We start from the raw sequence: 26,776 nt of genomic DNA on the forward strand, positions 1-26,776 counted from the left end.
TGGAATACTTTTAACATTTTCATGCACATATATATATAAAGCTCCCTGGAAAAGAAGCCCATTAAGGTACTTTTCCAGAAAGCATTTATAAATTATTTAAGGTTTTTGATAAGCTCGTCAGCGAACTCAGAACATTTAACTTCTGTTGCGCCTTCCATTAGGCGGGCAAAATCGTATGTAACGACTTTAGAAGCAATTGTTTGTTCCACTGATTTTGTGATGCTGTCTGCAGCTTCGTTCCATCCAAGGTGTTCAAGTAAAAGAACGCCTGAAAGAAGTACTGAAGATGGGTTAACTTTATCAAGACCAGCATATTTAGGAGCCGTTCCGTGAGTTGCTTCGAAAATGGCATGTCCAGTTTCGTAGTTGATGTTTGCTCCTGGAGCGATACCGATTCCGCCAACTTGTGCAGCTAATGCATCAGAAATGTAATCTCCGTTCAAGTTCATTGTTGCAACAACATCAAACTCTTTAGGACGAGTCAGGATTTGTTGTAAGAAGATATCAGCAATGGAATCTTTAACGATGATTTTGCCTTCAGCTTCAGCAGCAGATTGTGCTTTGTTAGCAGCTTCAGTGCCTTCAGCATCTTTAATTTTGTCATATTGGTTCCATGTGAACACTTTATCGGCGAATTCTTGTTCTGCAACTTCATAACCCCAAGTTTTAAATGCGCCTTCCGTGAATTTCATGATGTTACCTTTATGAACAAGCGTTAATGATTTACGGCCTTCTTTGATCGCATAGTTAAGTGCAGAGCGAACAAGACGTTTTGTTCCTTCTTCAGAAATCGGTTTAATTCCGATACCTGAAGTTTCAGGGAAACGAATGTTTTTAACACCGAATTCATTTTGTAGGAATTCGATTAATTTCTTAGCTTCGTCAGAACCTTTTGCATATTCGATACCAGCATAGATGTCTTCAGTGTTTTCACGGAAGATGACCATGTCAGTGTCTTCCGGACGTTTAACTGGTGAAGGCACACCATCAAAGTAACGTACTGGACGAAGACATACGAATAAGTCCAATACTTGACGCAATGCAACGTTCAATGAGCGGATACCGCCACCGATTGGAGTTGTAAGAGGTCCTTTAATAGCGATTAGATATTCGTTAATGACATCAAGAGTTTCTTGTGGAAGCCATTCGCCTGTTTGGTCAAATGCTTTTTGTCCAGCTAAAACTTCTTTCCATTCGATTTTCTTTTCGCCGTTGTAAGCTTTTTCAACTGCTGCGTCTAAAACGCGAGAAGCTGCTGCCCAGATATCAGGACCGATTCCGTCTCCCTCAATATAAGGAACGATTGGATTGTTTGGTACGTTAAGAGCACCGTTAGTAACTGTGATTTTTTGGCTTTGTGTCATGTCTCTTACCTCCGATTCAAATTCAAAGGTTAGATGGCCGGCCATTAAACGAGGCAGGACCACTAACCCTTTTTACTCACATCTATTAATTTACTACAAAATCGATGAAATAAAAAATAATTTTTGAAAAACTTTTAATTAGCGTTCTTCAATCGGTACATATTTTTGCATACCTGGTCCAACATACTCTGCACGCGGACGGATCAGGCGGTTGTTTGAATATTGCTCAAGGATATGAGCGATCCAGCCTGAAGCACGGCTTACTGCAAAGATTGGTGTAAATAGGTCATGCTCGATACCTAAACTATGGTATACGGAAGCAGAATAGAAATCTACGTTTGGCGGAAGATTTTTTTGACCAGTTACGATTTCATTAATTTTAATGGACATATCATAATATTGCGGTTGTCCAGTAAGTTCAGTAAGTTTTTGGGACATTTCTTTAAGGTGTTTAGCACGTGGATCACCTTTACGGTACACACGGTGGCCAAAGCCCATGATTTTTTCTTTATTGGCTAATTTTTCGTTGATATATGGCTCAACGTTATCAACTGAACCAATTTCAGTAAGCATTTTCATGACTTGTTCGTTAGCTCCGCCGTGTAGTGGGCCTTTTAAAGCGCCGATGGCAGAAGTTACGCCAGAATAGATATCGGATAATGTAGCCACACAAACGCGTGCAGTGAATGTAGAAGCGTTCAATTCATGGTCAGCATGAAGGACCAATGCTTTGTTGAATGCCTCTTCCTCGATTGCCGTTGGTTCATTACCGCTTAACATATATAAGAAGTTAGCAGCAAAGCTTAAATCTGTACGTGGTGCAACCGCTTCTTTTCCTTGACGGATACGAGCGAAAGTTGTTACCAATGTAGGGATTTTTGCTTGGATGCGGATTGCTTTACGATAGTTAGCGTCTTCATTCATTACATCCGCTTCTTCATCATAAAGACCAAGAAGAGATACAGCTGTGCGAAGAGCTCCCATTGGATGTACTTTATCAATTGGGTATGTTTTGAAATGATTAACCACTTCTGCCGGAATTGCAGCATTTTCAGCAAGTTGTTTAGTTAATTCCTTTAGTTGGCTTTTGTTTGGAAGAGCTCCGTGCCATAAAAGATAGATTACTTCCTCGAATGTTGCATTTACAGCCAAATCGTCGATGTCATAACCTGAATACGTTAATGTGTCATCGATAATGGAGCTTACTGATGAAGTTGTTGCTACCACACCTTCAAGACCTTTTGTTGCTGTCATACTAAATCTCTCCTTTTCCTATATATTCCCCTATACCCTTGCTCATTGCGTATAAATATAGCGCTTCCAAGGAAATTAGCTATTCTGAATACAACCATCTATTTTTTAGCAGAAGACATACATCTTGTATTGAAGCGTTCACGGAATATGCCCCCAACAATAATAAAATGTACGATAATCTTTTATTCGAAATTCTAAAAATAATGCTTGTAGCTATTCCTAGTGAGCGCTTGCTCAATAACTACATCTTTTTTTAAGGTTCCTCAAAAATATCAATGATATTCTGAATCCCATTTTTAATAAAACAGAGCAGTTACATGATTATTATAAACAATAAACACTTTTTTGGGAATGAAAAGCACTTAAAATGTGAAAAAATTATTATTTCATTAGAAAAATTAGCAACATATTCACCTGCTTTTTTTTATGCAATCCAACACGTTTTTTTGAAAATTTGTCACAAAGCAGAAGAAATGAAACATTAGATAGAAAATTCCCATTCCCAATGTTGACGAGCTCTTTTATCCTCCGCCACTCGCTTCATTTAAAAAAATTAAAGATCTGCATGCATAAATAAGCAATTCCTGCCCCGATTAACGGACCGACAGCTACACCTTTGAATAATGCGACAGCAAGAATCGTCCCAAAAACAAGAGCCGTAGTAATATGCGGATCATGTGACAGGAGTGTAATCCCATTTTTCGCTATGAGTGCAACCGCTATTCCGGATCCAAGCGCAATCCAGGCATAAGGGGATTTAATGGCGTCCCCAAGTTCCTTGAAACCAATCGCCCCATTCGCTATTGGGATGAGTACGGAAATCGTGATGATAGTAACGCCCAAGTTGATTCCTTTCGCTTCTAAATATGGAAACACTTTAGCGTCAAGGCCAATCAGTTTCATGCTTAAAAGAAAACCCGCAGCCATGATCAGTGACATATTTTTCCCAAACCAACCGATTGCTGCAAGTAAAATTAAAAATACGATAGGACCGTTGATCATTCTCCCTTCACCTTCTTTCTTCTTTTTTGTTATTTTAACATAACAAACTCTACTCTTTCTTTAGAGGAGACCAATTTATGGAGCTATGTATTTTAACGGGAAAAAGTTAAGCAGAATGACGAAAGAATCTTTCCTTTCTTTTCCATCATCGTTACAATTATAATACATACTTTATGATAGAAGGAGGATATGTCTTGAATCCAGTATATATATATCGTTTCATTCGTTCTTTACTGGTCGTCGGAGGAATAATTTTAGGTGGAATTGCCTTGTTTTATTTATCTAAGTATACATATCCATTCATTATTGCCATGATAATCGCTTTCTTGATGAACCCCCTGGTCACTTTTTTCGAAAAGAAAGGAAGACTGCCAAGGGGATTGGCTGTATTCATTTCCCTTTTGCTCATTTTCCTTTTATTTGCGGGTCTAATCACCTTACTGGTCACCGAGATCATTTCAGGGACAAATTACCTTGCCGGAGTCATACCACAACACATTGAAACGATCGTGGACTTTATAGAAACATACATCACTTCAACCGTCATCCCTTTATATAATCAAATAGCTGCCATGTTCAATAATTTGGATATCGAACAGCAAGACACAGTCCTCAAGAATATCCAAAATATCGGTGAATCCATCACTACCGGAGTAAGCGGCTTCATTCAAGCGTTCTTGAAGAACATTCCCACAATTATCGGATGGTTTCCAACTACGGCAACAGCACTCCTTTTTACCCTACTGGGCACTTTCTTCATCAGTAAAGATTGGGATACCTTTGGCCTTGTGACAGGAAAAGTGTTGCCTGATAAGATTTTTTCGGGTGCCAAGCGTTTATTCAGGGACTTAAAACGGGCTTTATTTGGTTTTATCCGTGCACAATTCACTCTTGTTTCATTGACGACTGTCACGATTTTAATCGGCTTTCTCATCTTAAGGGTGAATTATTCAATTACCATTGCCCTGATATGCGGACTGGTCGATATCATTCCCTATTTAGGGACAGGGACGATTTTCATTCCTTGGATCATCTTTGAATTCATTGCCGGAAATACAAGTCTTGCAATCGGTTTGTCCGTCCTGTACATAATCGTTGTTGTCCAGCGCCAGTTAATAGAGCCAAAAGTTCTTTCTTCCAGTATTGGTTTGGATCCGCTCGCCACTCTCATCGCCTTGTTCATCGGCTTCAAATTGATCGGTTTCCTTGGGCTGATTGCAGGACCTGTCGTACTTGTCATATTCAATACACTTCAGCGTGCCAATGTCTTTAAGGCCATATGGTCTTTCATCATCGGGCAAGATACAAAGAGAACCACATAAAGTAATCCAGCTTATCTTTATATCTTATAGCATTCTCCCATTCCATATAAAAGTCCGCCTCGGGTACGAGGCGGATTTTTGGTTTCAAGCCTTTATTTTGACGTCTCGAATTGTTCTGTTTCAGTAGAACCTGCAAGTGCTGTTGTGGATGATGTTCCACCAGAAACGACTTGTGCCACTTCATCAAAATAACCAGTTCCTACTTCACGTTGATGGCGTGTTGCTGTATAGCCGTCGGGTTCACTGGCGAACTCTGCTTGTTGAAGTTCTGAGTATGCAGCCATACCGCGGTCTTTATAACCAAGAGCAAGATTGAACATGCTATGATTCAATGAGTGGAAGCCAGCAAGGGTAACGAATTGGAACTTATAACCCAATTTACCCAATTCAACTTGGTAGCTGGCAATTTCTTCATCACTTAATTTAGCTTTCCAGTTAAATGATGGGGAGCAATTGTAAGCAAGGAGCTTACCCGGGAACTCTGCATGGATCGCTTCGGCAAAGCGGCGAGCATCCGCTAGATTAGGTTCAGAAGTCTCACACCAGATAAGGTCGGCATACGGTGCATAAGCAAGGCCGCGTGCAATTGCTTGATCAAGACCCGCGTTGGTCCGGTAGAACCCTTCCGGAGTCCTTTCGCCAGTGATGAAAGGTGCATCGACCGGATCGATATCATCGGTGATCAAGTCTGCAGCATCAGCATCCGTACGGGCAATTAAGATAGTCGGTGTCCCCATTACGTCGGCTGCCAATCGGGCGGAAACCAAATTACGTACTGCCGTTTGGGTTGGCAGAAGAACTTTACCGCCTAGGTGACCACATTTTTTCTCTGAAGAAAGCTGGTCTTCAAAGTGAACGCCTGCCGCTCCAGCTTCGATCATGCCTTTCATTAATTCGAAGACGTTAAGGGAACCGCCAAAGCCGGCTTCAGCATCCGCTACGATCGGAGCGAACCAATCGATATCCTCTTTTCCTTCAGCAAAGCTGATTTGGTCTGCACGCTGAAGTGTCTGATTAATGCGTTTAACCACTTGCGGCACGGAGTTGGCTGGATATAAACTTTGGTCAGGGTACATTTGCCCTGCGATGTTAGCATCTGCCGCAACTTGCCAGCCGCTTAGGTAGATTGCTTTTAAACCAGCTTTCACCTGTTGCATTGCTTGGTTACCAGTCAATGCTCCTAATGCATTGATGAAATCCTCTGTATTTAATAGATTCCATAGTTTCTCAGAACCACGGCGTGCCAGTGTTTGTTCAATATCGATGGAACCTCTTAATTTAATAACTTCGTCCGCCGTATAAGGACGTTTAATCCCAGTCCACCGTGAGTCATTTTCCCAGTTTTGTTGTAATTGTTGCGCTCTTTCATTCATCATTATAGTTTCCTCCTAATTTATATTTAATATTTTTAATATTAAGATAATTGTTCATATGCCGGATTGGTTAAGAAATCTGCAAAGTCATCCGCTTCAATCAATTCTTCGAATAGTTTAGTAGACTCTTCAAACTTTCCTGACTTGAAAGCTTCTTCCCCTACTTCCGATTTAATGACCTCCACTTCTTCCTCTTTAATCTGATGGAATAATTCTTCGGTTATTTTCCTGCCATCTTCGAGGATGCCTTTTCGATGCCGGATCCATTGCCAGACTTGTGCTCTTGAAATTTCAGCCGTTGCTGCATCTTCCATTAAGTTATTAATGGGCGCCGCCCCCCTGCCGCTTAACCAAGAGGCAATATATTGGATGCCGACGTTAATGTTCGTCCTTAATCCTGCCTCTGTGATCGTTCCTTCGGGCACAGCCAGCAACTCTTGCGCTGTTACAAGGACATCTTCTCGTTTTCGGAAAATTTGATTCGGCTTTGGAACAAGCAGGTCAAAAACCTCTTTTGCGATGCTTACCATACCTGGATGGGCAACCCATGTTCCATCATGGCCGTCTCTTGCTTCGCGTTCTTTATCTGCCCGGACTTTCGCAAAAGCCTCATCATTCTTAATCGGGTCATTTTTAACTGGAATTTGCGCTGCCATCCCGCCAATTGCCGGAGCATTACGAGTGTGGCATGTTTTGATTGCCAATAAGGAATACGCTCTCATGTTCGGAACGGTCATCGTCACCTGCAGCCGGTCAGGAAAAATAACATCATCCGAGTGACGGAATTTTTTCAGGAAACTGAAGATATAATCCCAGCGGCCGCAGTTCAGGCCTGCAGAATGTTCTTTAAGCTCGTACAGAATTTCATCCATTTCGAATGCGGCAAGTATCGTTTCAATCAAGACCGTTGCCTTAATGGTTCCTTGCGGTATTCTTAAATCGTTCTGTGCATATACGAATATTTCATTCCATAATCTTGCTTCTAGGTGGCTTTCCATTTTTGGTAAGTAGAAGTATGGACCGCTTTGTTTTTCGACCAATGCTTTTGCGTTGTGGTAAAAGTACAGTCCAAAGTCAAAAATGCTGGCTGATATTGGCTGTCCATCCAAAAGGACATGTTTTTCCTCCAAATGCCAGCCGCGTGGCCTTACCTTTAGGACAGCCCTTTTTTCATTCAATTCATACACTTTGCCATTTGGATTTTTAAATGAAATGGTTCCGCGGATTGCATCACGCAAATTCAATTGACCATCCACGCAATTCTCCCAAGTGGGTGAGTTGGCGTCTTCAAAATCAGCCATGAATACATTGGCACCTGAGTTCATTGCATTAATGATCATCTTACGATCAACTGGTCCAGTTATTTCAACCCTTCGGTCCTGCAAGTCATTCGGGAGTGGCGCAATCGTCCAATCACTTTCACGAATATGCTTCGTTTCTTCAAGGAAATCAGGCAACTTGCCTTGATTCAGCTCTTCCTGTACGCTTTTGCGCCGTTTCAGAAGTTCCTTCCTTCTTTCACTGAAATGCCGCTCAATTCTTTCGATGAATTGAAGAGCCTCCGTTGTAAGTATTTGTTCATATCCTGGCTTAATGTTGCCCGTAATTTGTAAGCCTTTTGCTTCCGTAATCATGTTGCCTCTCCACATCCTTTCCAACTCTTTTATGTTATAATACAGTTGTTTTATTTCCTGTTTGTATTATATAACACACTGTATAAATTTGTCACCAGTTTTTTCTAAAAAGTTTCCAAAAAAAGAATTTCCCACATAAAAAATCCTGATTTATCCATGTTTTCACGGGATAATAGTTAAAAAATTCTGTTATTATACACTGCTTCACTTTCTTCTGAATTCTTCATTTAATGGTGAAACAGGCAAAACGGATTACATTAAATCTCCCTATGTTTTGTCCAATTTTAGTGAAATGCCATAAAGGCTGCCAATGAAAAAAACCCTTGGTTACTTTTGAAGACTTCTTTTTTCCAGACCAAAAAGGCTGCCTAAAAGCTTGAGCTTTCAGGCAGCCTTATATTATTTTTATTTATGCCGAATGATGGTGACTTTCCCTTTATTCATCCTGTTCATGATAAACCGGATAACAATCGGTTTGAGGAGATTCCGGGTTGGCGGAAATACAAGGAGCAATCCCATGATATCCGAAATGAGCCCAGGGGACAGCAACAGTGCTGCTCCAATAAAGATACAGATTCCATCAATGATTTCATTTCCTGGCATCATTCCGTAACGAATCTGTTCCTGTGCCCTTTTCCATGTTTCCATCCCTTGCCGTTTAGCCAAATAGGCTCCGATCAAACCAGTGGCTACAATCAGAAACAGCGTTGGCCAAAAACCAATCAAATTGCCTGACAGCAATAGGACAATGATTTCAATGACCGGCATCGCAATGATAAACAATAAAAAATATTTCATCTACATTCCTCCTGCACAGCCCATTTCTGGTGCGGTACATCCATCTTACCTCATTGGCACGGAATCAGCCAAAATTTCGTTTTACAAAACGTTGGCATGTCCATCATAAATGACTCCACGACCTGCATCGACCGTTATTCTTTGCCCATCCGTGAAAACTTTGGTCGCGTTTTCCGCCCCAACGATGACCGGAATGCCCAATGTAACCCCTACAACAGCTGCATGGCTTGTCAAACCGCCTTCTTCCGTTATCAATGCTGCACACTTTTCAATCGCTGGCATCATATCGCGATCAGAACCAATTGTAACAAGTACAGAGCCTTCCGTCACTTTTTCCAAAGCTTCCTTGGCATTCTTAGCTACAACCACTTCACCTTTTGCTGATTTCCTGCCGATTCCTTGAGCCTTCAAAAGAACCTCCCCTAACACATGAATTTTCATCAAGTTAGTCGTACCTGTTTCACCAACTGGCACACCGGCTGTTATGACGACTAAATCCCCATGGGACACTAAGCCGGAATGCAAGCTTTCATCAATAGCAGTTTGGAGCATCTCATCAGTAGTCGTCGCTTCAGGACCGATCTGCGGGTAGACTCCCCAAGCCAGTGCAAGCCGTCTTGAAACATGATCATTGGAGGTAACGGCAATGATCGGTGCTTTAGGGCGGTATTTAGAAATCATCCTTGCCGTATGGCCACTTTCGGTAGGGGTGATGATTGCTCCGGCATTAAGATTAAGCGCCGTGTGGGCAACGGACTGACCAATTGCATCCGTGACATTATGACGGTTCACTTTGCTTCTGACGGATAATATATCCCGATAATCAAGGGCAGTTTCAGCACGTGAAGCAATGTTATGCATCGTTTGAACAGCCTCGACAGGGTAGGTTCCAGCAGCCGTTTCACCAGAAAGCATGATGGCATCCGTTCCATCAAATATGGCATTGGCTACGTCACTTGCTTCTGCACGGGTCGGCCTTGGGTTACGCTGCATCGAATCGAGCATTTGTGTAGCCGTTATGACCGGTTTCCCGGCATTGTTACATTTTTTGATCATTTGTTTTTGGACTAATGGCACTTCTTCTGCAGGAATTTCCACTCCCAGGTCGCCACGGGCTACCATCAAACCATCTGAAACTTCCAAGATTTCATCAAGCCGGTCTACACCCTCTTGATTTTCAATTTTAGGGATGATTTGAATATGCTCCGCTCCATTCTGCTGCAATAATTCACGCACTTCAAGTACATCAGAAGCCCTGCGTACAAATGAGGCAGCAACAAAGTCGATACCTTGTTCGATTCCAAAAAGGATATCCTGTTCATCTTTCTCCGTTATGCCAGGCAGGTTAACCGAAACACCTGGAACATTCACGCCTTTTTTGTTCTTAAGTGTACCGCTATTCAATATTTTGGTACTGATTTCTTTTCTTACCTCATCTATTTTCAACACTTCAAGACCGATCAATCCATCATCCAAAAGGATTTTAGATCCTGGGTGGACATCATGCAGAAGCCCTTCATAGGTAATGGAGAATTTTTCAGGTGTTCCCAGGACTTCATTCATGGAAATAATGACATCATTGCCGGCTACCAGCTCTATGGAGTCATTCTCCATATTATTTGTCCGTATTTCAGGTCCTTTTGTATCCAGCAGGATAGCAACCTGTTTACCCGCTTTTTCACCCGCTTCCCTGATATTGCGGATTCTAGCGGCATGTTCTTCATGATTTCCATGTGAAAAGTTAAGCCGAGCTACATTCATCCCCGCTTCTATTAATTGAACCAGCTTTTCTATACTTTCACTTGCGGGGCCAATCGTACAAACAATCTTGGTTTTTCGCATGTGTCATCCTCCTTTAAGGAAAAATCGCCGCCTGCCCACCTTTTAAATGACAGGGGGCGTAGTGTTATAAGTCTCTTCTTTCAAATACCTGCAATTATTATCATTGATCAATACTGATTTAAATGGATAACTCAGAGGATAAATCATACATTTTCTTGTCAATTGTATGCGGTTTAGCAAGGGCTTCGATGATATCATAATCAACTAGCCGATTTTGTTCTATTCCAACAGCCCTGCCCCCTTTGCCTTCAAGAAGCAATTCAACAGCTTTGGCTCCAAGCCGGCTTGCCAATACACGGTCATTTGCCGAAGGAGATCCTCCGCGCTGGACATGGCCGAGAACCGTTACACGGGTTTCAAATCCTGCTTTCGCCTCAATTTTCCTCGAAATATCAACGGCACTTCCAACACCTTCAGCTACAATGATGATACTATGCTTTTTCCCACGGTCATGTCCGCGGTTCAGCTTCCCAATCAGATCTTCCATATCATATTCGCATTCAGGACAAAGGATCGTTTCCGCTCCGCCAGCCAGGCCGGCCCAAAGCGCGATATCGCCGGCATTTCTTCCCATTACTTCGACCACATAGGTCCTTTCATGAGAAGTTGCCGTATCCCGAATCTTATCGATTGCGTCGATTACTGTATTCAGGGCTGTATCGAAACCAATCGTAAAGTCAGTACCCGGTATGTCATTATCAATCGTTCCAGGAACTCCGATACAAGGGAAGCCCCTTTCAGTCAAAGCTTTCGCTCCACGGTAAGAACCATCGCCACCTATTATGACAATGCCCTCGATGCCAAGTTTATTCAGTTGTTCAATCGCTTTCAGCTGGCCTTCCTCTGTCTTAAATTCCGGACAGCGAGCCGTATGTAACATTGTGCCGCCTCGATGAATGATATCCCCGACCGACCCAAGCTCAAGTTTCCTTATATTCCCATTTATAAGGCCCTGATATCCATAATAAATCCCGAAGACCTCCATTTCATGAAAAATTGCTTTACGGACAACCGCCCGGACTGCCGCATTCATGCCTGGAGAATCTCCTCCACTAGTCAATACACCAATTCTTTTCATAAATGTCACCTCTCTACAGCACTAATCAATTTTAAGCTCATTATATCATTGTACCCTTTTTCAAGCTTCAATAAGCAATATCTGTTACACTTATGCTCACCTGATGTAATAAGCCTAACCGATTCTCTACAGAAATTGAAGTAAAATGATGTAAAAGTTTACATACTATACACAAACCATATTCTTTACAGGTTTCGGTAATGAATACATATATACACCATTAAAGGCTGAAAAAACGTGTTGCCCTTGGCAGCACGTTTTTCCTTTTTGCAAAATGTATTATGAATGCTGTTCAACTTCCTTAGGTTTCCCCTCAGATTGTTTTTCAAATTCATATTCACCGATTTTCTTGAATTTCATGTAACGCTGGTTAATAAGGTCATCACTATTCAATGGCAGAAGTTCATTGAATGAACGCTTCAGGATTTCCTTGATGGCTTCTGCCTGTAAATTTGCATCCCGGTGGGCGCCGCCTCTCACTTCAGGAATGATCTCATCGATGACTCCTAAACGGTTTAAGTCGGGAGCAGTGATTTGCATCGATTCAGCAGCCCTCTTAGCCTGAGAAGCATCCTTCCACAGCAATGCCGCAGCCCCTTCAGGAGAAATTACCGAATATGTTGAATTCTCAAGCATGAAAATTCGGTCTCCAACACCAAGTGCCAATGCACCGCCGCTTCCACCTTCACCAATGACAATGCTGATGACCGGCACCTTAAGCCCTGCCATTTCAAAAAGGTTTTTCGCAATGGCTTCACTTTGTCCGCGCTCTTCAGCAGCTTTGCCCGGGAAAGCTCCCTTCGTATCAATGAAACAAATAATCGGACGATTGAATTTTTCCGCCTGTTTCATCAGACGCAAAGCTTTTCGATAGCCTTCCGGATGGGGCATGCCAAAGTTACGGCGGATGTTTTCCTTCGTATCCTTACCTCTTTGATGTCCAATGACAGTCACGGCAAGTCCATCAAACTCTGCGATTCCAGCCACAATCGCTTCATCATCCCCATAATAACGATCTCCATGAAACTCTATGAAGTCATTGAATAATCTCGGAATGTAATCAAGCGTCGTCGGACGGGCTGGATGACGGGCAATCTGAACGCGATCCCACGGTTTTAAATGGTTATAAATATCCACTTCCAGCTTCTCTAGACGCTTTTCCAACGTTTCGATTTCTACTGTAAGGTCTACGTCAGCATCCTTCGTAATCGCCTTTAGCTCTTTAATCTTATTTCTCAGGTCCGTAACGGGACGCTCGAACTCTAATTCGTAAATCATAACCATTCACCACCCGGGGCATGAATTTTAAGGATCGTCGTCAACGTTTCTTTCATTTCCGTACGTTTGACAACCGCATCCAATTGGCCGTGCTTCATTAAGAATTCAGATGTTTGGAAGTCTTCTGGAAGCTCTTCATGAATCGTCTGTTCAATGATTCTTCGTCCCGCAAAACCAATAAGTGCTCCAGGTTCGGCTAGATTAATATCACCAAGTGACGCGAAACTTGCCGAAACCCCACCTGTGGTAGGATGGGTCATCATTGATATGATCAGCCCGCCTTCATTGCTGAACATCTTGAGTGCAGCACTCGTCTTTGCCATCTGCATCAAGCTTAAAACACCCTCCTGCATCCGAGCGCCGCCTGATGCCGTAAAAATGATAAACGGAATCTTCAATTCACCTGCACGTTCAATGGCACGGGTGATTTTTTCACCAACAACGGAGCCCATGCTTCCCATCCGGAAATTGGAATCCATGATGGCTGTTGATACTTGGTACCCATTGATGCTCCCTACTCCTGTAACAACGGCCTCATTAATCTTGGCCTTCTTTTTGTCCTTTTCCAATTTATCCAAGTAATCCGGAAATCCAAGTGGGTTAACTGAAATCATTTCTTTATCAAATTCATTAAAACTGCCGGCGTCGAATAAACATTCGATACGCTCATGGGAAGACATCGAATGATGGAACCCGCAATGCAGACAGACTTTATTGTTTTTCACTAATTCTTTTGTATACATGATTTTTTTACAGCCGGGGCATTTTGTCATAATTCCTTCTGGTACATCTTGTTTCTCCCGATCTAAAGGAACCGTTGCATATTTCTTCTTAGACTTCGCAAATAGCTCTTTAAGCAAGCTTAATCCTCCCTTTACCACCAATTATCTATTATTTGATACTTGGTACAAACTATATCAGAAATTAAAGTAGTATCGTGTAAAAAGGTGTCACTCGTCCTTCGACATATTTCTAATTCTAATAAGATACGTTTCGATGGCTTTTTCTTCATCCCGTTCGAGTAAATATGTAAGAAGTGCCAGATAATCTTCTTTTTTCACATTACCCTGTACCATCTCTGATGTTCTAGCATAGCTGTTGACAATGCGCCAAATTCGTTCCATCAATCGATTGCGATTCAATATGGCAATTCTTAAGAAGAAATCATCATCATGAAACTCATCCGTCTTGACCCAGACCATTAATCGTTTGATATCCTCAGCTGTAGCGAAAAAGGCGACAATCCGTAAACAGTCAATTTCAATCAGCCTTTTCGTCTCAGCCAAATCTTCTTGTACTTTTTTATCTTGCAAAAAAAAGGTTCCCAGAAGCTCGACTAGCTTATGCTCCTGGAAATCCCTGATAAACGTTCCTTCACCACGCCTTGTTTCTATTAATCCTAATAGCTCTAAGGCACGCAATGCTTCCCGTACAGAGGAACGACCAACATTAAAACGATCCGATAACTCCCGTTCTGATGGGATTTTATCTCCCGGCAGGAGGCTTTCCGCTTCAATCATGCTACGTAGGCTCTCAACGACATCGAGATAAATTTTGGATGAAGAAGTCCGACCTGCCAAATTAATTATTCCTCACTTTTTCCAATGATCGCTAATTTCCTTGTTTTTTCTTTAATTTCCTCGGGATCCATATTAATTCTAGCCACTCCCGTTTCCATCGCTGCCTTGGCAACAGCAGCCGCAACGGCAGGAGCTACCCTCCCATCAAAAGGAGCAGGGATAACGTAGTCTTCGTTCAACTCATGTTCCTCAATTAAACCGGCAATGGCCTCTACAGCAGCAACCTTCATTTTTTCATTGATATGAGTCGCACGTACATCCAATGCCCCACGGAAAATTCCCGGGAATGCAAGGACATTATTGACCTGATTCGGGAAATCCGAACGGCCCGTTCCAACAACCTTGGCACCCGCTGCTTTCGCATCCTCCGGCATGATTTCCGGATTTGGATTAGCCATCGCGAAAATGATCGCATCCTTATTCATTAAAGAAACCATTTCTTTGGTTAACGCACCTGCGGCAGAAACGCCTACAAATACATCAGCGTCTTGAATGACCGCTTCCAAAGGTCCTGAAATCTTATTACGATTGGTCACTTTCGCCACTTGTTCTTTTATATCATTCATGCCTGACGAACGGCCCTCATAAATGGCACCCTTCGTGTCACACATAATAATGTCACGAACTCCGTAGCTATAAAGCAATTTAATGATAGCAATACCCGCAGCCCCGGCCCCATTCGCTACCACTTTAATTTCTGAGATTGATTTATTCACAAGTCGTAAGGCATTTACAAGACCTGCAACAGTTACAATGGCCGTACCGTGCTGATCATCATGAAAAACAGGGATATTCATTTCTTTCTTAAGTCGTTCTTCAATTTCAAAACAATTTGGTGCGGCAATGTCCTCTAAGTTAACTCCTCCGAATGTCGGTTCGAGTAATTTAACTGTCTCTACAATTTTATCCACATCCGTCGTTTTTAAACAGATTGGAAAAGAGTCCACTCCAGCGAAACTTTTAAATAAAACGGCCTTTCCTTCCATAACCGGCAAAGCAGCTTCAGGGCCGATGTTTCCAAGTCCCAACACAGCCGTTCCATCAGAAATAACAGCAACAGTGTTCCCTTTCATTGTATAATCATAAACGGTTTCTGGCTTATCGTATATTTCTTTACATGGTTCTGCGACACCAGGAGAATAAGCAAGACTTAAATCTTCTGCATTCCTAACCGGTACTTTTGAAACTGTTTCTAATTTCCCTTGATTCATGCGATGCATATGTAAAGCTTCTTCTCTCAATGACATATTTTCACTCCTAAAACATATTGGGTAACCCATATCTTATATGCTGAAATCTAGTGGTCAGACCACAGCGGCCTGTTTTCAATATAACATAACTGCTTAAGTTGTAAAACAGTTATTCTCGCTTATAAACCACATTACCTTTTCCGACTAAACCAAATAATGCCTGCATCAGACTATCTGTAGGATTGACCCAATCCCAATAAGATAGCTGTACATAGCGGTTTTCCCTCTCGTAAAAAAGCATGACCTTTGTTTCGCCGCTATGCTGCATTAAAATTTTTTTTATTTTTTGCAGTGTGTCCTTCGTTTGCTTGCCAGCCTCAATTTTCAGGAAAACCGTTCCGTTTTGTTCCTCTTTCATCCTTTTCACTTTTTCAAGCGGATATACGTTCCTGATCAGTAGCTGGGTTTTTCCATCCCGTTCTTCCAATGTCCCCTGCAGCATAACGAGTTGTCCATGATTCAAGTCGGCAGAGTGGTTTTTATATACATTGGGAAAAACGACCGCCTCAATGTCCCCCTCTTCATCACTGACGCTCAAAAAGGCCATAACATCGCCCTTTTTTGTCCTTATGGTTTTAACCGACGTAATATATGCGCCAAGTAAGACTTTTGATTCCTTTTTATTGGTAGCCTCGTCTATGGTCAAACAGCCGAAGTACTGAAATAGTTCCCTGTAGCTGGTCACGGGATGATTCGATAGATAAAGCCCCAATGCGCTTTTCTCCAATGAGAGTTTGTGCTCGATCGGAATGGGCTCGACCCGGTTGTATTTCGGTTTGAGTGAAAACTCGCCATCCGAAAACATATCGAATAGATCATCATCTGGATTTACCAATTCCGTATGGCTGATCGCTATGTCCAAACTCGCCAATAATGTTGCCCGGTCTTCACCGAATTCATCAAAAGCCCCTGAATGCACAAGCGCCTCCAACACTTTTCGATTTACGATTTTCCCCGAAACGCGCAAACAGAAATCGAATAAATCAGCGAACGTCTTTTGTCGTCTTGCAGCAAAGATTTCTTTTAAAACCGTACCGCCTATTCCTTTTATGGCTCCAAGACTATAGCGGATCCCTTCCTTTTCCGGTAAAAACGGGTATCCGCTCCGGTTAATCGAAGGAGGCAGAACCGTCATCCCTTTCTTTTTTGCCTCACGGATATATTGGGCAATCTTTTCATCATTCCCCACTACCGATGTCATGAGTGCTGCCATGAAATATTCCGGATGGTGGGTTTTCAAGTACCCCAGCTGATAAGCAATGACACTATAAGCAACCGCATGGCTACGGTTGAATCCGTAATTAGCGAAGCGGACGATCAAGGAATAAATCTCATCTGCCGTTTTTTCGGAATATCCTTGTTTCAAAGAGCCGCTCACAAAATGCTGCCGCTCCTGATCCAGCACATCCTTTTTCTTCTTCGAAACGGCACGACGGAGCAGGTCAGCTTCCCCAAGTGAAAATCCGGCGAGGCGAGAGGCAATTTGCATGATCTGTTCTTGATAAACAATGACTCCGTATGTAGGCTCAAGGATATCCTTCAAATCCTGGTGCAGGTACTCAATGGGAGCCAGTCCATGTTTTCGCTCGATGAACAGCGGTATGTTTTCCATGGGACCTGGACGATAGAGGGCATTGACCGCGACAATATCCTCGAATCGGTTCGGTTTCAGCTTGATCAAAACCTTTCGGATGCCATCCGATTCAAATTGAAACACTCCAGTTGTTTCACCTCTCCCTAAAAGGGCTAACGTCTCGGGGTCATCCATCGGGATATGCGACAGGTCCAGTTTTTTCCCCGTTCCCTTGTGGATGTTCTTTAAAATATTTTCGATGAGCGTTAAATTGCGAAGCCCAAGAAAATCCATTTTAAGAAGTCCCAGTTCTTCAAGAAGGTCCATTGGATATTGAGTAAGATGGATGCCGTCATGCCCTCCCTGAATCGGGATATGCTCGGTCAGTGCCTGGTCGCTGATGACGACGCCTGCCGCATGTGTCGAAGCATGGCGAGGCAGCCCTTCAAGCAATAACGCCGTTTGAAAAAGTTTTTGATTCATCTCACTCTCATTAACGAATTCCCTCAGCCTTTTCGATTCCTTGAAAGCTTCAGGAAGCGTGATGCCCAGACGGCCTGGAATCATTTTCGATACCGCTTCCTGTTCCTTTGAATTCAAGCCGAAAACACGTCCTGTGTCCCTTAAAGCAGCCTTGGCAGCTAATGTTCCGAATGTAATGATTTGTGCTACATGAAGTTCCCCATATTTCTTCGCGACATAGGCAATCACTTCTTCACGGCGGTTATCCGGAAAATCAATATCGATATCCGGCATCGAGACACGTTCAGGATTCAGGAAACGCTCGAACAGCAAGGAATGTTCGATTGGATCGACATCCGTTATCGACAGCACATAAGCGACCATCGATCCGGCGGCCGATCCCCTTCCAGGACCAGTCAGGATTTGGTGATCCTTAGCGAATTTCATGAAATCCCAAACGATTAAAAAGTAATCACTGAAATTCATATTGGTAATTATATCCAATTCATATCGAAGGCGTTCTTCATATTGAATGGATGGCTCAGGCAATCTTTTCCGCAACCCTTGGAAACAGACAACTTCGAGCATTTCCTCGGCTGTGACTCCATCTTCAGTGGGGTACTTAGGCAGCAGTGAACGATGAAACGGAATTTCAAGATTGCATTGCGCGGCAATATGTAGTGAATTTTCGAGTGCATCCGGCCTGTCATGGAATAGTTCTGCCATCTGAGCCCTGCTTTTCAAATAAAATTGATTGGATTCAAGAACCGTATGCGTCTCATCCGACAGCTTGTCACCATTTCCAATTGCCAGAAGGACTTCCTGAGCGAGTGCATCGCTTTCGTTCAAAAAATAAACCGGATTCGTCGCAACGATCTTTATCCCTAATTCTCTCGCCAACTGACTTAAGGCTTCGATACCTTTCTCTTCGTCCGCAATCGAAAGTCTCTGTATGGATACAAAAAAGTTATCATGACCAAAAATTTGCAGAAATCGACCTGCAGCCTGTTTGGCTCCTTCAGTATTTTCTTCTCTTAATAGCGTTTCTATGTGCCCCTCTGCACCCGGTGTTATTGCTATCAAGCCCCCGGAGTAGGCTTTAAGCCAGTTCATTGGAATGCCTGACGGGGATTTCGTTTTTATGGCACTGCTTATTTTAAGCAGGTTTTGATAGCCTTGCAGATTTTTTGCCAATAAAAGAAGGCCATGTGCCGATTCCTGTTCATCGAGGACATCTGCAAGTAGGCCGACAATCGGCTTTATTCCCTGTTTCTTACATTCTTTATAAAAATAGACCGAACCGTACATAACATTTCGATCGGTTAAGGCAAGACTTGTACAGCCATCCGCTTTCGCTTTGGCCACAAGATCAGTGATCTTCACCGTACTTGTCAGCAGGCTGTATCCGCTCTGAATATGGAGATGAGTATACACGTTTTTTCTCCCACCTTTGTAAGGCATGTTTCTTTTCATTATAGTGTTTATTTCAAAAAAAGAAAATATGTTCTCATTACCAATCCAATTTATCACCCTGATTTTCGCCGACTATCATAATACCTCAGCACTTCCCATATAAATAGAATAGAAGAATATCAAGCAAAAAAAGGATGATGATATATGAATGAAGCCTTTTTTCCGGCCTTTATCAACAGCTTTTTCATATCGCTTGGCGTATTGCTTGGAGGCTCGTTAATCGGGGGCCTCGCCGCTTTTTTTACTGGACAAGCTCCGATGACGACTGTGTTCCGGCTATCGGACAGCCTGCGTATATGGGCGATTGTCGCTGCCATCGGGGGTACTTTTGATATGGTCTATAATTTCGAACGCGGCATTTTCCACGGAGAAACGAAGGATATAGTCAAGCAGATCCTCTTGATTCTATCTGCACTTGGGGGAGCACAGACAGGAGCACTAATCATCAACTGGTTCACTCAGGAGCATATATCATCATGAGGATTCCTCCCTATCACCGGGCACCAACCTGGCAGCGTTTTTTTGCCGGGGCCGCACTTGGCGGATTGATCAGCTGGGTGATTTTCTTTTATATGTATGGGGTCCAGCAAGAAACACAGATACGGATCATTCATGACCAAAGAGAAAAAGTCAAGGATTTGAACGAAAAAATTGGGATCTGGGAGCAGGATTATAAAAAATTGAATCAGCAAAACGAAGAAATCTTAACGATTCAAGAGGTCGAAGTGACGATTACGAATGGAAAAACATACAGTCTTGATCAGCTGAGTGTCGCGGAGGCGGAGGATGTGATAGAGGACGACCTTTCCTCCCTTCTCGCCAAAGATGTCGTCAGTGTATATAATGGAAAGATGCTCTTGAAAAAATCAATCGAAAATAAAATCGTGACCATCAATAAAAAGCGTTATGACCTTGAAGTCGTGGAAATCATGTTTTATACGAAAATGAACATTGAAATCAAAGTAAAGAGGAGCTCTTGATAAAACCGCTTTCCGACAAAGTCCTTATTATATCCGCAAAGCTAAAAGACCAAATCACTTTGATTTGGTCTTCATGTCATTTCAATCCAAAAATCGTTTTCTAATTCGCTTTATTCAACTCTTCCAAATCGGCAAGGATATTATCCACTTCATCCCAAGAGTGGATCGAAGCCCCTGCTGCAAACGGATGGCCTCCGCCGTTATATTTACGGGCAATCGTATTGATGATTGGACCTTTGGAACGGAAACGGACTCGGATTTCTTTATCCTCTTCAATGAAAAAGACCCATGTCTTAACATTTTTAATCGAACCTAGCGAGGAAACGAGCTGAGAGGCCTCCGATGCCGAAGCATGGAATGTTTCAAGTATATCCTTTGTGATGATCATTTTCCCCGTGCCATATGGAAGGATCTCAAAATGCTGCAGAACATAGCCATTCAACCTGACAATGCTTTCATTGACATCATACATCTCCTGATATAATTGCGGACGGGAGAACGAATAGTGAATCAATTCACTGGCATAGGCAAATGTCTTTTCAGTCGTGCTTTGGAATAGGAAACGACCTGTATCGCCAACGATGCCTGCATATAGAAGGCGTGCCGCTTCATCACTCATCTTCAAGCCTTTTTCTTTACCGAATTGGTAGAATTCATAAATCATTTCACTTGCAGAACTTGCTGATGTATCGACCCAGCGCATATCCCCATATGGATCTTCATTAGGATGATGGTCAATCTTAATCAGTTTATCCCCCGTCATATACCTTGAATCACAAATCCGGTCGGTATTGGCGGTATCACAAACGATGACCAAAGCACCTTGATATGTTTCATCAGAAATAACATCGAGCCTTCTTAAATAATTCAGTGACGGTTCTTCTTTCCCAACCGTATAAATCCGCTTTTCAGGGAAAGATGCCTTCAGGATTTCCGCCAATCCCCCCTGTGAACCATAAGCATCCGGATCTGGACGGACATGGCGATGGAGAATGATAGTATCATAACGCTTTATATCTGCTAAAATTTCAGCCTTCATATTGATCTCCCCTCAAACTATGTATTATCGAACCTAATAAAGATTTTATATATTTCATTTAATCAAAAAATTGGGGAAATAGGAAGTGTCATCTTGGTTTACTGTGGCATTCTCTTTCATTTCCCGCTACAATAAAAAGGTACATATGTTAAATTGGGGGAATTTTAAACGATGCCTATTCTTGTAACCTTGATCGTTCTTTCACTAGGGGTCTATTTGTTTTATAAGATCAAATCGGTCCGAACCAAAATGCCGATGGAAAAAAAGTGGATTTCAGGGAAGTCTTCCATTGCCCTTGGTGCGTTTGTCGCACTATTCGGAATCAATCAGCTTTTTCTATTCCACTCAACCACCACTTATATCATTTCTGCCGTTTTCATTTCCGTTGGCCTATTCAGCGTTTGGGGAGGCTATAAAATGTATAGATTTTACCTGCCGCATGCAATTGAAGAAGCCGTAAATCAAAAAGGATAATCGAATATCGATTATCCTTTTTGATTTATTTATCATGATCGATCAAGCAATTGGCAGGTTAACATCGCCTTACCGACAAGTTTGCCTTGGTTAAACACCTCGACATCCACTTTTCCGAATTTACGTCCTACATCAAGGACACGCGGATGGATTTCAAGCGTGCTGTCGATCTGAACTGGCTTGATGAAATAAATCGTCATATTTTCCACGACCAAGTCACCGCGCTTATAGCTTCGAAGTGCCCGGTTTGCTGAATCCGTAACCAATGTCGTGAACACACCGCTTGAAATGGTCCCAAGATAATTGGTCATCTGCGGAGTGACGCCATAGTTATACACTTCCTCACCCTTGCCGCGATTCGAAGTCATCACAAGCTGACTTGTGATCGTATCGTCGATCGTTTCGCCCACCTGTGGCTGCCTTTGACTCATTTGCAGTGCCTTCAGTACATCCTGCCTGCTCACGATTCCCTTCAGGATATGACTGTCATTCACGACCGGGATCAACTCGATGCCTTCCCAAACCATCATATGTGCAGAAGATGCTACACTCATTTTATCGCCTACGGTCATCGGGTTTTTCGTCATCACCTTATCAATGAGCGTCAACTCTTCCTGACCCATGATATCTTTTGATGTGACCATTCCTTGAACCTTCATATTGTAATCGACAACAGGGAAACGGCTATGCCCTGATTCCTGATTCAGTTCATGCCAAGTCTGAACCCGGTCACCAACCGTTAAAAAGGTCGTTTCCTGTACGGGCGTCAAAATATCCTCCACCAGCAATATTTCCTTTTTGATCAATTGGTCATAGATTGCCCGATTGATCATCGTTGCAACGGTAAAGGTATCGTAACTTGTAGAAATGACTGGCATCTCCAATTCATCGGCCAACCTTTTAACGGGCTCTTCCGTATCGAATCCCCCGGTGATCAGCACCGCTGCACCCGCATTTAACGCGTGCTCATGGGCCTGGGTACGGTTCCCGACGATCAGCAGATTTCCTGCACCTGTATATCTCATCATGGCATCCAGCTTCATCGCCCCGATGACGAATTTATTTAATGTCTTATGAAGTCCCGTTTTTCCACCCAGAACTTGTCCGTCCACAATATTAACTACCTCGGCAAAAGTGAGCTTTTCAATATTCTCTTTTTTCTTTTTCTCGATACGGATCGTGCCTACCCGCTCAATCGAGCTCACGTAGCCCTGGTTCTCCGCCTCTTTAATTGCCCGATATGCGGTACCTTCACTAACATTCAATGCTTTCGCAATTTGACGGACGGAAATCTTTTCACCAACAGGGAGCCCATCGATATGTTTTAATATTTGTTCATGCTTTGTAGCCAAGCGCTTCACCCTTTTCACGGTATTCCTATTCTCCATTATAAGGTCAAAGAGCCTAGTTTATCAAACAACTACTAGTATTGGCGCAACCTTTTGTATTCCAGCTGGCGTTTTACCTTTTGTTTTTTAGGAGAATATAGTATTCCCGTCAAGTTCCCCGCTACCGCCAACAAGGCAAACAACAACCAGGATGCGGCAAACAGGCTCTCCAAACCGCCCCTTTCCAACGACAAGCGCGGCACGGCATAATACAGCATCACACCGCATAAAAGCAAACATAGAAATAACCTCTGTTTCATCCAATCCCCCCTTTTTACCATCTATTCATTTTATGCCTGTGAAAGGAAAAAAGACTTGGCTGAATTAACGAGATTTACTTTACGACACCTCTATAAAAATCCAGATTCGTAAAAGGCAATGCTACAAGGATTTCCTTTCATTTCAATCCTCCATCCGCTCCTGATACTTCCCGAACGACCCAAACAAAAACGGGAGGCCATGTGGCTCCCGCTCCTTTTATAATTCAATTTCATCCCCGGCTTCCATGATCAGTCCATTCCCCTCTTCAAGCAGGTCAATGAATTTGTTAGGATCCTGTTTGATGACAGGGAAAGTATTGTAATGAATCGGCACGACCTGTTTGGCTTGAAGGAATTTCGCTGCAAGTGCAGCATCTTCCGGCCCCATGGTGTAATTGTCGCCGATTGGCAAAAATGCCAAGTCAATCGGATGTCGTTCCCCGATCAGTTTCATATCGGAAAATACCGCTGTATCCCCTGCATGATAGATCGTTTTCCCTTCTATCGTAAGCAATACGCCAGCAGGCATTCCTAAATAAATGATTTGCCCATCTCCGTTATTGAATCCCGTTCCATGGAAAGCAGGCGTCAGTTTCACTTTTCCAAATTCGAATTCGAAAGCTCCGCCGATGCTCATCCCGTGAGTCCTAACCCCTTGAGCACCAAGATAGTCGGCAATTTCTGCAATGCCAATGACAAGTGCGTCATGCCTTTTGGCCAATTCGACCGTGTCACCAACGTGGTCATTATGACCATGTGTCAAGATGATCACATCCGGTTTCACATCTTCTACCTTCAAATCGGTCAATTCATTTCCATTGATGAACGGATCGAATAAAATCGTTTGACCATTCGTTTCTACTTTTACAACTGCATGTCCATGAAAAGATACTTTCATTTCTGATTCTCCCTTCCCATACCACTAATTTTTAAATAGCCTTATTAGGCCTTACCCATTTACTATACTTTTAAATATTGCTAAGGTAATTATATCTTATAAATGGAGGTATCGTCATGAATGAACGTTTGACAGAACTACAAAATTGGCTTCAGGCCAATGAGGTTGAAGCCGCATTACTTACATCCACAGAAAGCATCTTCTATTTAAGCGGGTTCTTTAGTGATCCTCATGAAAGACTGCTTGCACTTGCCATTTTTGCAAATGCCGACCCATTCCTGGTCTGCCCGCAGATGGAAGTTCCGGATGCTAAACATGCTGGATGGAATGGGGATATCATTGGTTATACCGACATTGAAAATCCATGGGAAAAAGTTAAGCAAGCAGTGGTGAATCGCGGGTTAACCATAAAGAAAATGGCCATTGAAAAAGAGCATATGAATGTAGAGCGTTATGAAAAGGTCCAACATCACTTCGGAGCACCAAAGCTCGTTTCAGCAGAAGAAAAACTCCAAAGGATGCGAATGATCAAGTCGGAAGAGGAAATGGTCAAAATCCGTGAAGCATGCCGCCTTGCCGACTTTGCGATCGAAGTGGGTGTCAGCGAAATTCGTGAAGGTAAAACGGAAATGGAAATCCTTGCAGCGATAGAATTCGAACTGAAAAAGGCCGGAGTAAGCCAAATGTCATTCTCCACAATGGTCCTGACTGGTAAAAATGGCGCTTCCCCACATGGCACACCTGGGAATACGAAGGTTCAGCGTGGCGATCTTGTCCTCTTTGACCTGGGGGTCGTTCATGAAGGGTACTGCTCTGACATCACTAGAACGGTTGCTTACGGAGATATCAATGATAAACAGGCAGAGATATATGAAGCGGTACTTAATGCACAAGAAGCTGCCGTTACAGCCAGTAAACCGGGTGTATCCTGTTCCGAGATTGACCTGATTGCCAGAAACATCATCAGGAATAAAGGATACGGTGAATTCTTCCCGCACAGGCTCGGCCACGGACTTGGGATCAGCGTCCATGAATACCCATCCTTGACCGAAACGAATACCCTTGAACTTCAATCCGGAATGGTTTATACCATCGAACCGGGTATATATGTTCCAAATGTTGCAGGCGTCAGGATTGAAGATGATCTATTAATCACCGATACCGGCTGTGAGGTTTTGACCAAATATCCGAAGAGCCTGCAAATCATAAAATGATATGCATTGACCGTTTAATGTAACGAAACCCGGATACCCCCGTCCTCATTTAAGGCGGGGGTAACTATTAATCGAATTTCATTTCAACTAATCGGTCCGCAGTTCAAACTTAACAGCTTGTTCATCGCCGTCAAACCAAATGACAAGCCGTTCACTATCTATACTTATTATTCCTCTCTCTCGGCACCAAGGTAATAAACAACACTATCTTCCTCTTTGAAATATTCCGTTTCTGTTGGAGAACCTAAAAGCGTAATCACTTCTTCTTTTGTCTTTCCTATCAATTCATGATCATTCAGTAAGTCATCAACCAGATATACTCTTCCTTCATCATCATTTAACCATCTTTCGGTGGTGAACCTTGATTCATATTCATTTACCCCTAAAATGACCACACAATAAAGCAGCAGAAGAAAGGCCAAGGCTTGAAATGAAATAGATCAACGCATACAAAAGTACGTATAAATATAATGCATAGTTTAATATTCTTGAAACACTCAAAGAAAAAACTCCCCTCTCACGCCCAGCCTTACCATAAATAAAATAATCAAGTAAATAAAAGACATAAGGGGTTTGGTTAAAGCAAAGCTTCTTATTCGGAATAACAGGTTCAACTTTTCTAGAACCCATATTGTTTCATGTTGCGATTTCTTGGGCACTGGCTAAAACATTCGCTAATTTGTTACAATTGAAATAAGACAATCAGGTAAATAATAGTATAATAGGGATGAAATAGAAGGAGGAGATTCACTTGAATAGTATAGATTATAAAAATATTCTAGTAGCAGTGGACGGTTCGGAAGAAGCAGAGTGGGCTTTAAAAAAGGCTATCTATTTAGCAAAACTCAGTGATGCGACCCTATGTCTTGCACATATTGTTGACACAAGGAATTTCCCTACTATCGAAGCATATGATATGACTATCCGTGAACACTCTGAAACCTTTGCCAATGAGCTATTGGAAAAGTATAAAATGGAAGCCATTGCATCCGGGATTGCAAAAGTCCAAACAGAAGTGGCATATGGTTCTCCTAAAGTTCAAATTCCAAGGGATATTGCCAAAAAACATTCAATCGATTTAATTGTGTGCGGTGCAACTGGCCTTAATGCCGTCGAACGTTTCCTGATCGGCAGCGTGTCGGAAGGTATCGTTCGCCATTCAAACTGTGATGTAATTGTCGTCCGTACGAATAGTGATAAAAGATGATCATAAAAAAGCTCGTTCGCCAAATTGGTGAAC

24 protein-coding genes are annotated in these 26,776 nt (G+C 42.6%); 6 read left to right on the plus strand and 18 right to left on the minus strand.

Going from position 1 to position 26,776, the window contains the following annotated elements; translation table 11 throughout:
• Nucleotides 1–92 precede the first annotated feature (92 nt).
• The 3 genes from icd to UP17_RS18170 all read right to left on the minus strand — a co-directional run bounded on the left by icd (nucleotide 93) and on the right by UP17_RS18170 (nucleotide 3,620).
• Nucleotides 93–1,409 (minus strand): NADP-dependent isocitrate dehydrogenase, encoded by a 1,317-nt coding sequence (gene icd, locus UP17_RS18160; protein WP_284149589.1) that lies wholly within the window; start codon nucleotides 1,407–1,409, stop codon nucleotides 93–95.
• A 93-nt stretch (nucleotides 1,410–1,502) separates the two neighbouring features.
• Nucleotides 1,503–2,618 (minus strand): citrate synthase, encoded by a 1,116-nt coding sequence (citZ, locus tag UP17_RS18165; RefSeq protein WP_061464357.1) that lies wholly within the window; start codon nucleotides 2,616–2,618, stop codon nucleotides 1,503–1,505.
• A 540-nt stretch (nucleotides 2,619–3,158) separates the two neighbouring features.
• The gene (locus tag UP17_RS18170) at nucleotides 3,159–3,620 is read right to left on the minus strand and encodes a DUF441 domain-containing protein (protein WP_061464358.1); all 462 of its coding nucleotides are present in this window, start codon (nucleotides 3,618–3,620) and stop codon (nucleotides 3,159–3,161) included.
• Between the two features lie 194 nt (nucleotides 3,621–3,814).
• Between UP17_RS18170 and ytvI the strand changes: the two genes are divergently transcribed.
• Nucleotides 3,815–4,942: a sporulation integral membrane protein YtvI gene (gene ytvI, locus UP17_RS18175; RefSeq protein WP_061464359.1), complete on the plus strand. Its 1,128-nt coding sequence runs from the start codon at nucleotides 3,815–3,817 to the stop codon at nucleotides 4,940–4,942.
• Between the two features lie 92 nt (nucleotides 4,943–5,034).
• On the opposite strand, the gene aceA is transcribed toward ytvI, so the two are convergent.
• The 10 genes from aceA to dnaE all read right to left on the minus strand — a co-directional run bounded on the left by aceA (nucleotide 5,035) and on the right by dnaE (nucleotide 19,244).
• Nucleotides 5,035–6,318 (minus strand): isocitrate lyase, encoded by a 1,284-nt coding sequence (gene aceA, locus UP17_RS18180; protein WP_061464360.1) that lies wholly within the window; start codon nucleotides 6,316–6,318, stop codon nucleotides 5,035–5,037.
• Nucleotides 6,319–6,356: 38 nt separating this feature from the next.
• Nucleotides 6,357–7,949, minus strand: coding sequence for a malate synthase A (aceB, locus tag UP17_RS18185; protein ID WP_061464361.1), 1,593 nt, complete (start codon nucleotides 7,947–7,949; stop codon nucleotides 6,357–6,359).
• Nucleotides 7,950–8,354: 405 nt separating this feature from the next.
• Nucleotides 8,355–8,747: an FxsA family protein gene (locus UP17_RS18190; RefSeq protein ID WP_061464362.1), complete on the minus strand. Its 393-nt coding sequence runs from the start codon at nucleotides 8,745–8,747 to the stop codon at nucleotides 8,355–8,357.
• 81 nt (nucleotides 8,748–8,828) lie between these two features.
• Entirely contained in the window at nucleotides 8,829–10,589 is a 1,761-nt protein-coding gene (gene pyk, locus UP17_RS18195) for a pyruvate kinase (RefSeq protein ID WP_061464363.1), read from the minus strand.
• A 118-nt stretch (nucleotides 10,590–10,707) separates the two neighbouring features.
• Complete coding sequence (gene pfkA / locus UP17_RS18200; RefSeq protein WP_061464364.1) at nucleotides 10,708–11,667, minus strand: 6-phosphofructokinase; 960 nt, start codon at nucleotides 11,665–11,667, stop codon at nucleotides 10,708–10,710.
• 279 nt (nucleotides 11,668–11,946) lie between these two features.
• Nucleotides 11,947–12,945 carry an acetyl-CoA carboxylase carboxyl transferase subunit alpha gene (gene accA, locus UP17_RS18205; protein WP_061464365.1) on the minus strand — a complete coding sequence of 333 codons (999 nt, stop codon included), beginning with the start codon at nucleotides 12,943–12,945 and terminating at the stop codon, nucleotides 11,947–11,949.
• On the minus strand, nucleotides 12,942–13,805 hold the full coding sequence (gene accD, locus UP17_RS18210) for an acetyl-CoA carboxylase, carboxyltransferase subunit beta (protein WP_061464366.1): 864 nt from the start codon (nucleotides 13,803–13,805) through the stop codon (nucleotides 12,942–12,944). The genes accA and accD overlap by 4 nt, the downstream gene beginning before the upstream one ends.
• 90 nt (nucleotides 13,806–13,895) lie before the next feature.
• Nucleotides 13,896–14,525: a FadR/GntR family transcriptional regulator gene (locus tag UP17_RS18215; protein WP_089361739.1), complete on the minus strand. Its 630-nt coding sequence runs from the start codon at nucleotides 14,523–14,525 to the stop codon at nucleotides 13,896–13,898.
• Nucleotides 14,526–14,530: 5 nt separating this feature from the next.
• Nucleotides 14,531–15,772: an NADP-dependent malic enzyme gene (locus tag UP17_RS18220; RefSeq protein WP_061464367.1), complete on the minus strand. Its 1,242-nt coding sequence runs from the start codon at nucleotides 15,770–15,772 to the stop codon at nucleotides 14,531–14,533.
• A gap of 112 nt (nucleotides 15,773–15,884) precedes the next feature.
• On the minus strand, nucleotides 15,885–19,244 hold the full coding sequence (gene dnaE, locus UP17_RS18225; RefSeq protein WP_349817577.1) for a DNA polymerase III subunit alpha: 3,360 nt from the start codon (nucleotides 19,242–19,244) through the stop codon (nucleotides 15,885–15,887).
• A 183-nt stretch (nucleotides 19,245–19,427) separates the two neighbouring features.
• Here dnaE and UP17_RS18230 point away from each other — a divergent pair, with 183 nt between their 5' ends.
• Nucleotides 19,428–19,763 (plus strand): sporulation membrane protein YtrH, encoded by a 336-nt coding sequence (locus UP17_RS18230; protein ID WP_061464368.1) that lies wholly within the window; start codon nucleotides 19,428–19,430, stop codon nucleotides 19,761–19,763.
• The gene (gene ytrI / locus UP17_RS18235; protein WP_061464369.1) at nucleotides 19,760–20,263 is read left to right on the plus strand and encodes a sporulation membrane protein YtrI; all 504 of its coding nucleotides are present in this window, start codon (nucleotides 19,760–19,762) and stop codon (nucleotides 20,261–20,263) included. The genes UP17_RS18230 and ytrI overlap by 4 nt, the downstream gene beginning before the upstream one ends.
• Before the next feature lie 100 nt (nucleotides 20,264–20,363).
• On the opposite strand, the gene UP17_RS18240 is transcribed toward ytrI, so the two are convergent.
• The gene (locus UP17_RS18240) at nucleotides 20,364–21,302 is read right to left on the minus strand and encodes a DHH family phosphoesterase (RefSeq protein ID WP_061464370.1); all 939 of its coding nucleotides are present in this window, start codon (nucleotides 21,300–21,302) and stop codon (nucleotides 20,364–20,366) included.
• A gap of 171 nt (nucleotides 21,303–21,473) precedes the next feature.
• On the opposite strand from UP17_RS18240, the gene UP17_RS18245 reads away from it, so the two are divergent.
• Nucleotides 21,474–21,776 (plus strand): YtpI family protein, encoded by a 303-nt coding sequence (locus tag UP17_RS18245; protein WP_061464371.1) that lies wholly within the window; start codon nucleotides 21,474–21,476, stop codon nucleotides 21,774–21,776.
• Between the two features lie 32 nt (nucleotides 21,777–21,808).
• On the opposite strand, the gene UP17_RS18250 is transcribed toward UP17_RS18245, so the two are convergent.
• The 3 genes from UP17_RS18250 to UP17_RS18260 all read right to left on the minus strand — a co-directional run bounded on the left by UP17_RS18250 (nucleotide 21,809) and on the right by UP17_RS18260 (nucleotide 24,322).
• Complete coding sequence (locus tag UP17_RS18250) at nucleotides 21,809–23,128, minus strand: DRTGG domain-containing protein (protein WP_061466161.1); 1,320 nt, start codon at nucleotides 23,126–23,128, stop codon at nucleotides 21,809–21,811.
• Between the two features lie 71 nt (nucleotides 23,129–23,199).
• Nucleotides 23,200–23,424, minus strand: a complete 225-nt coding sequence (locus tag UP17_RS18255; protein ID WP_061464372.1) for a hypothetical protein — start codon at nucleotides 23,422–23,424, stop codon at nucleotides 23,200–23,202.
• Nucleotides 23,425–23,641: 217 nt separating this feature from the next.
• Nucleotides 23,642–24,322, minus strand: a complete 681-nt coding sequence (locus tag UP17_RS18260) for a metal-dependent hydrolase (protein ID WP_061464373.1) — start codon at nucleotides 24,320–24,322, stop codon at nucleotides 23,642–23,644.
• 116 nt (nucleotides 24,323–24,438) lie between these two features.
• Between UP17_RS18260 and UP17_RS18265 the strand changes: the two genes are divergently transcribed.
• A complete protein-coding gene (locus UP17_RS18265; protein WP_061464374.1) occupies nucleotides 24,439–25,536 on the plus strand; it encodes a M24 family metallopeptidase in 1,098 nt (365 codons plus the stop codon).
• 167 nt (nucleotides 25,537–25,703) lie between these two features.
• Here UP17_RS18265 and UP17_RS18270 read toward each other — a convergent pair whose 3' ends face one another.
• Nucleotides 25,704–25,931, minus strand: coding sequence for a hypothetical protein (locus UP17_RS18270; RefSeq protein ID WP_061464375.1), 228 nt, complete (start codon nucleotides 25,929–25,931; stop codon nucleotides 25,704–25,706).
• Nucleotides 25,932–26,296: 365 nt separating this feature from the next.
• Here UP17_RS18270 and UP17_RS18275 point away from each other — a divergent pair, with 365 nt between their 5' ends.
• The gene (locus UP17_RS18275) at nucleotides 26,297–26,743 is read left to right on the plus strand and encodes a universal stress protein (protein ID WP_061466162.1); all 447 of its coding nucleotides are present in this window, start codon (nucleotides 26,297–26,299) and stop codon (nucleotides 26,741–26,743) included.
• Nucleotides 26,744–26,776 lie beyond the last annotated feature (33 nt).

It is taken from the genome of Peribacillus simplex, assembly GCF_001578185.1.
Taxonomy (GTDB): Bacteria; Bacillota; Bacilli; order Bacillales; family DSM-1321; genus Peribacillus; species Peribacillus simplex_A.

Coding starts and splice junctions, on each gene's coding strand:
- UP17_RS18260 (WP_061464373.1), bottom strand. CDS start 24,322: ATGAAAGTATCTTTTCATGGACATGCAGTTGTAAAAGTAGAAACGAAT.
- UP17_RS18230 (WP_061464368.1), top strand. CDS start 19,428: ATGAATGAAGCCTTTTTTCCGGCCTTTATCAACAGCTTTTTCATATCG.
- icd (WP_284149589.1), bottom strand. CDS start 1,409: ATGGCCGGCCATCTAACCTTTGAATTTGAATCGGAGGTAAGAGACATG.
- UP17_RS18240 (WP_061464370.1), bottom strand. CDS start 21,302: ATGAAGGCTGAAATTTTAGCAGATATAAAGCGTTATGATACTATCATT.
- UP17_RS18255 (WP_061464372.1), bottom strand. CDS start 23,424: ATGAAACAGAGGTTATTTCTATGTTTGCTTTTATGCGGTGTGATGCTG.
- accA (WP_061464365.1), bottom strand. CDS start 12,945: ATGATTTACGAATTAGAGTTCGAGCGTCCCGTTACGGACCTGAGAAAT.
- pfkA (WP_061464364.1), bottom strand. CDS start 11,667: ATGAAAAGAATTGGTGTATTGACTAGTGGAGGAGATTCTCCAGGCATG.
- pyk (WP_061464363.1), bottom strand. CDS start 10,589: ATGCGAAAAACCAAGATTGTTTGTACGATTGGCCCCGCAAGTGAAAGT.
- UP17_RS18265 (WP_061464374.1), top strand. CDS start 24,439: ATGAATGAACGTTTGACAGAACTACAAAATTGGCTTCAGGCCAATGAG.
- UP17_RS18220 (WP_061464367.1), bottom strand. CDS start 15,772: ATGTCATTGAGAGAAGAAGCTTTACATATGCATCGCATGAATCAAGGG.
- UP17_RS18190 (WP_061464362.1), bottom strand. CDS start 8,747: ATGAAATATTTTTTATTGTTTATCATTGCGATGCCGGTCATTGAAATC.
- aceB (WP_061464361.1), bottom strand. CDS start 7,949: ATGATTACGGAAGCAAAAGGCTTACAAATTACGGGCAACATTAAGCCA.
- citZ (WP_061464357.1), bottom strand. CDS start 2,618: ATGACAGCAACAAAAGGTCTTGAAGGTGTGGTAGCAACAACTTCATCA.
- UP17_RS18245 (WP_061464371.1), top strand. CDS start 21,474: ATGCCTATTCTTGTAACCTTGATCGTTCTTTCACTAGGGGTCTATTTG.
- ytrI (WP_061464369.1), top strand. CDS start 19,760: ATGAGGATTCCTCCCTATCACCGGGCACCAACCTGGCAGCGTTTTTTT.
- UP17_RS18170 (WP_061464358.1), bottom strand. CDS start 3,620: ATGATCAACGGTCCTATCGTATTTTTAATTTTACTTGCAGCAATCGGT.
- aceA (WP_061464360.1), bottom strand. CDS start 6,318: ATGATGAATGAAAGAGCGCAACAATTACAACAAAACTGGGAAAATGAC.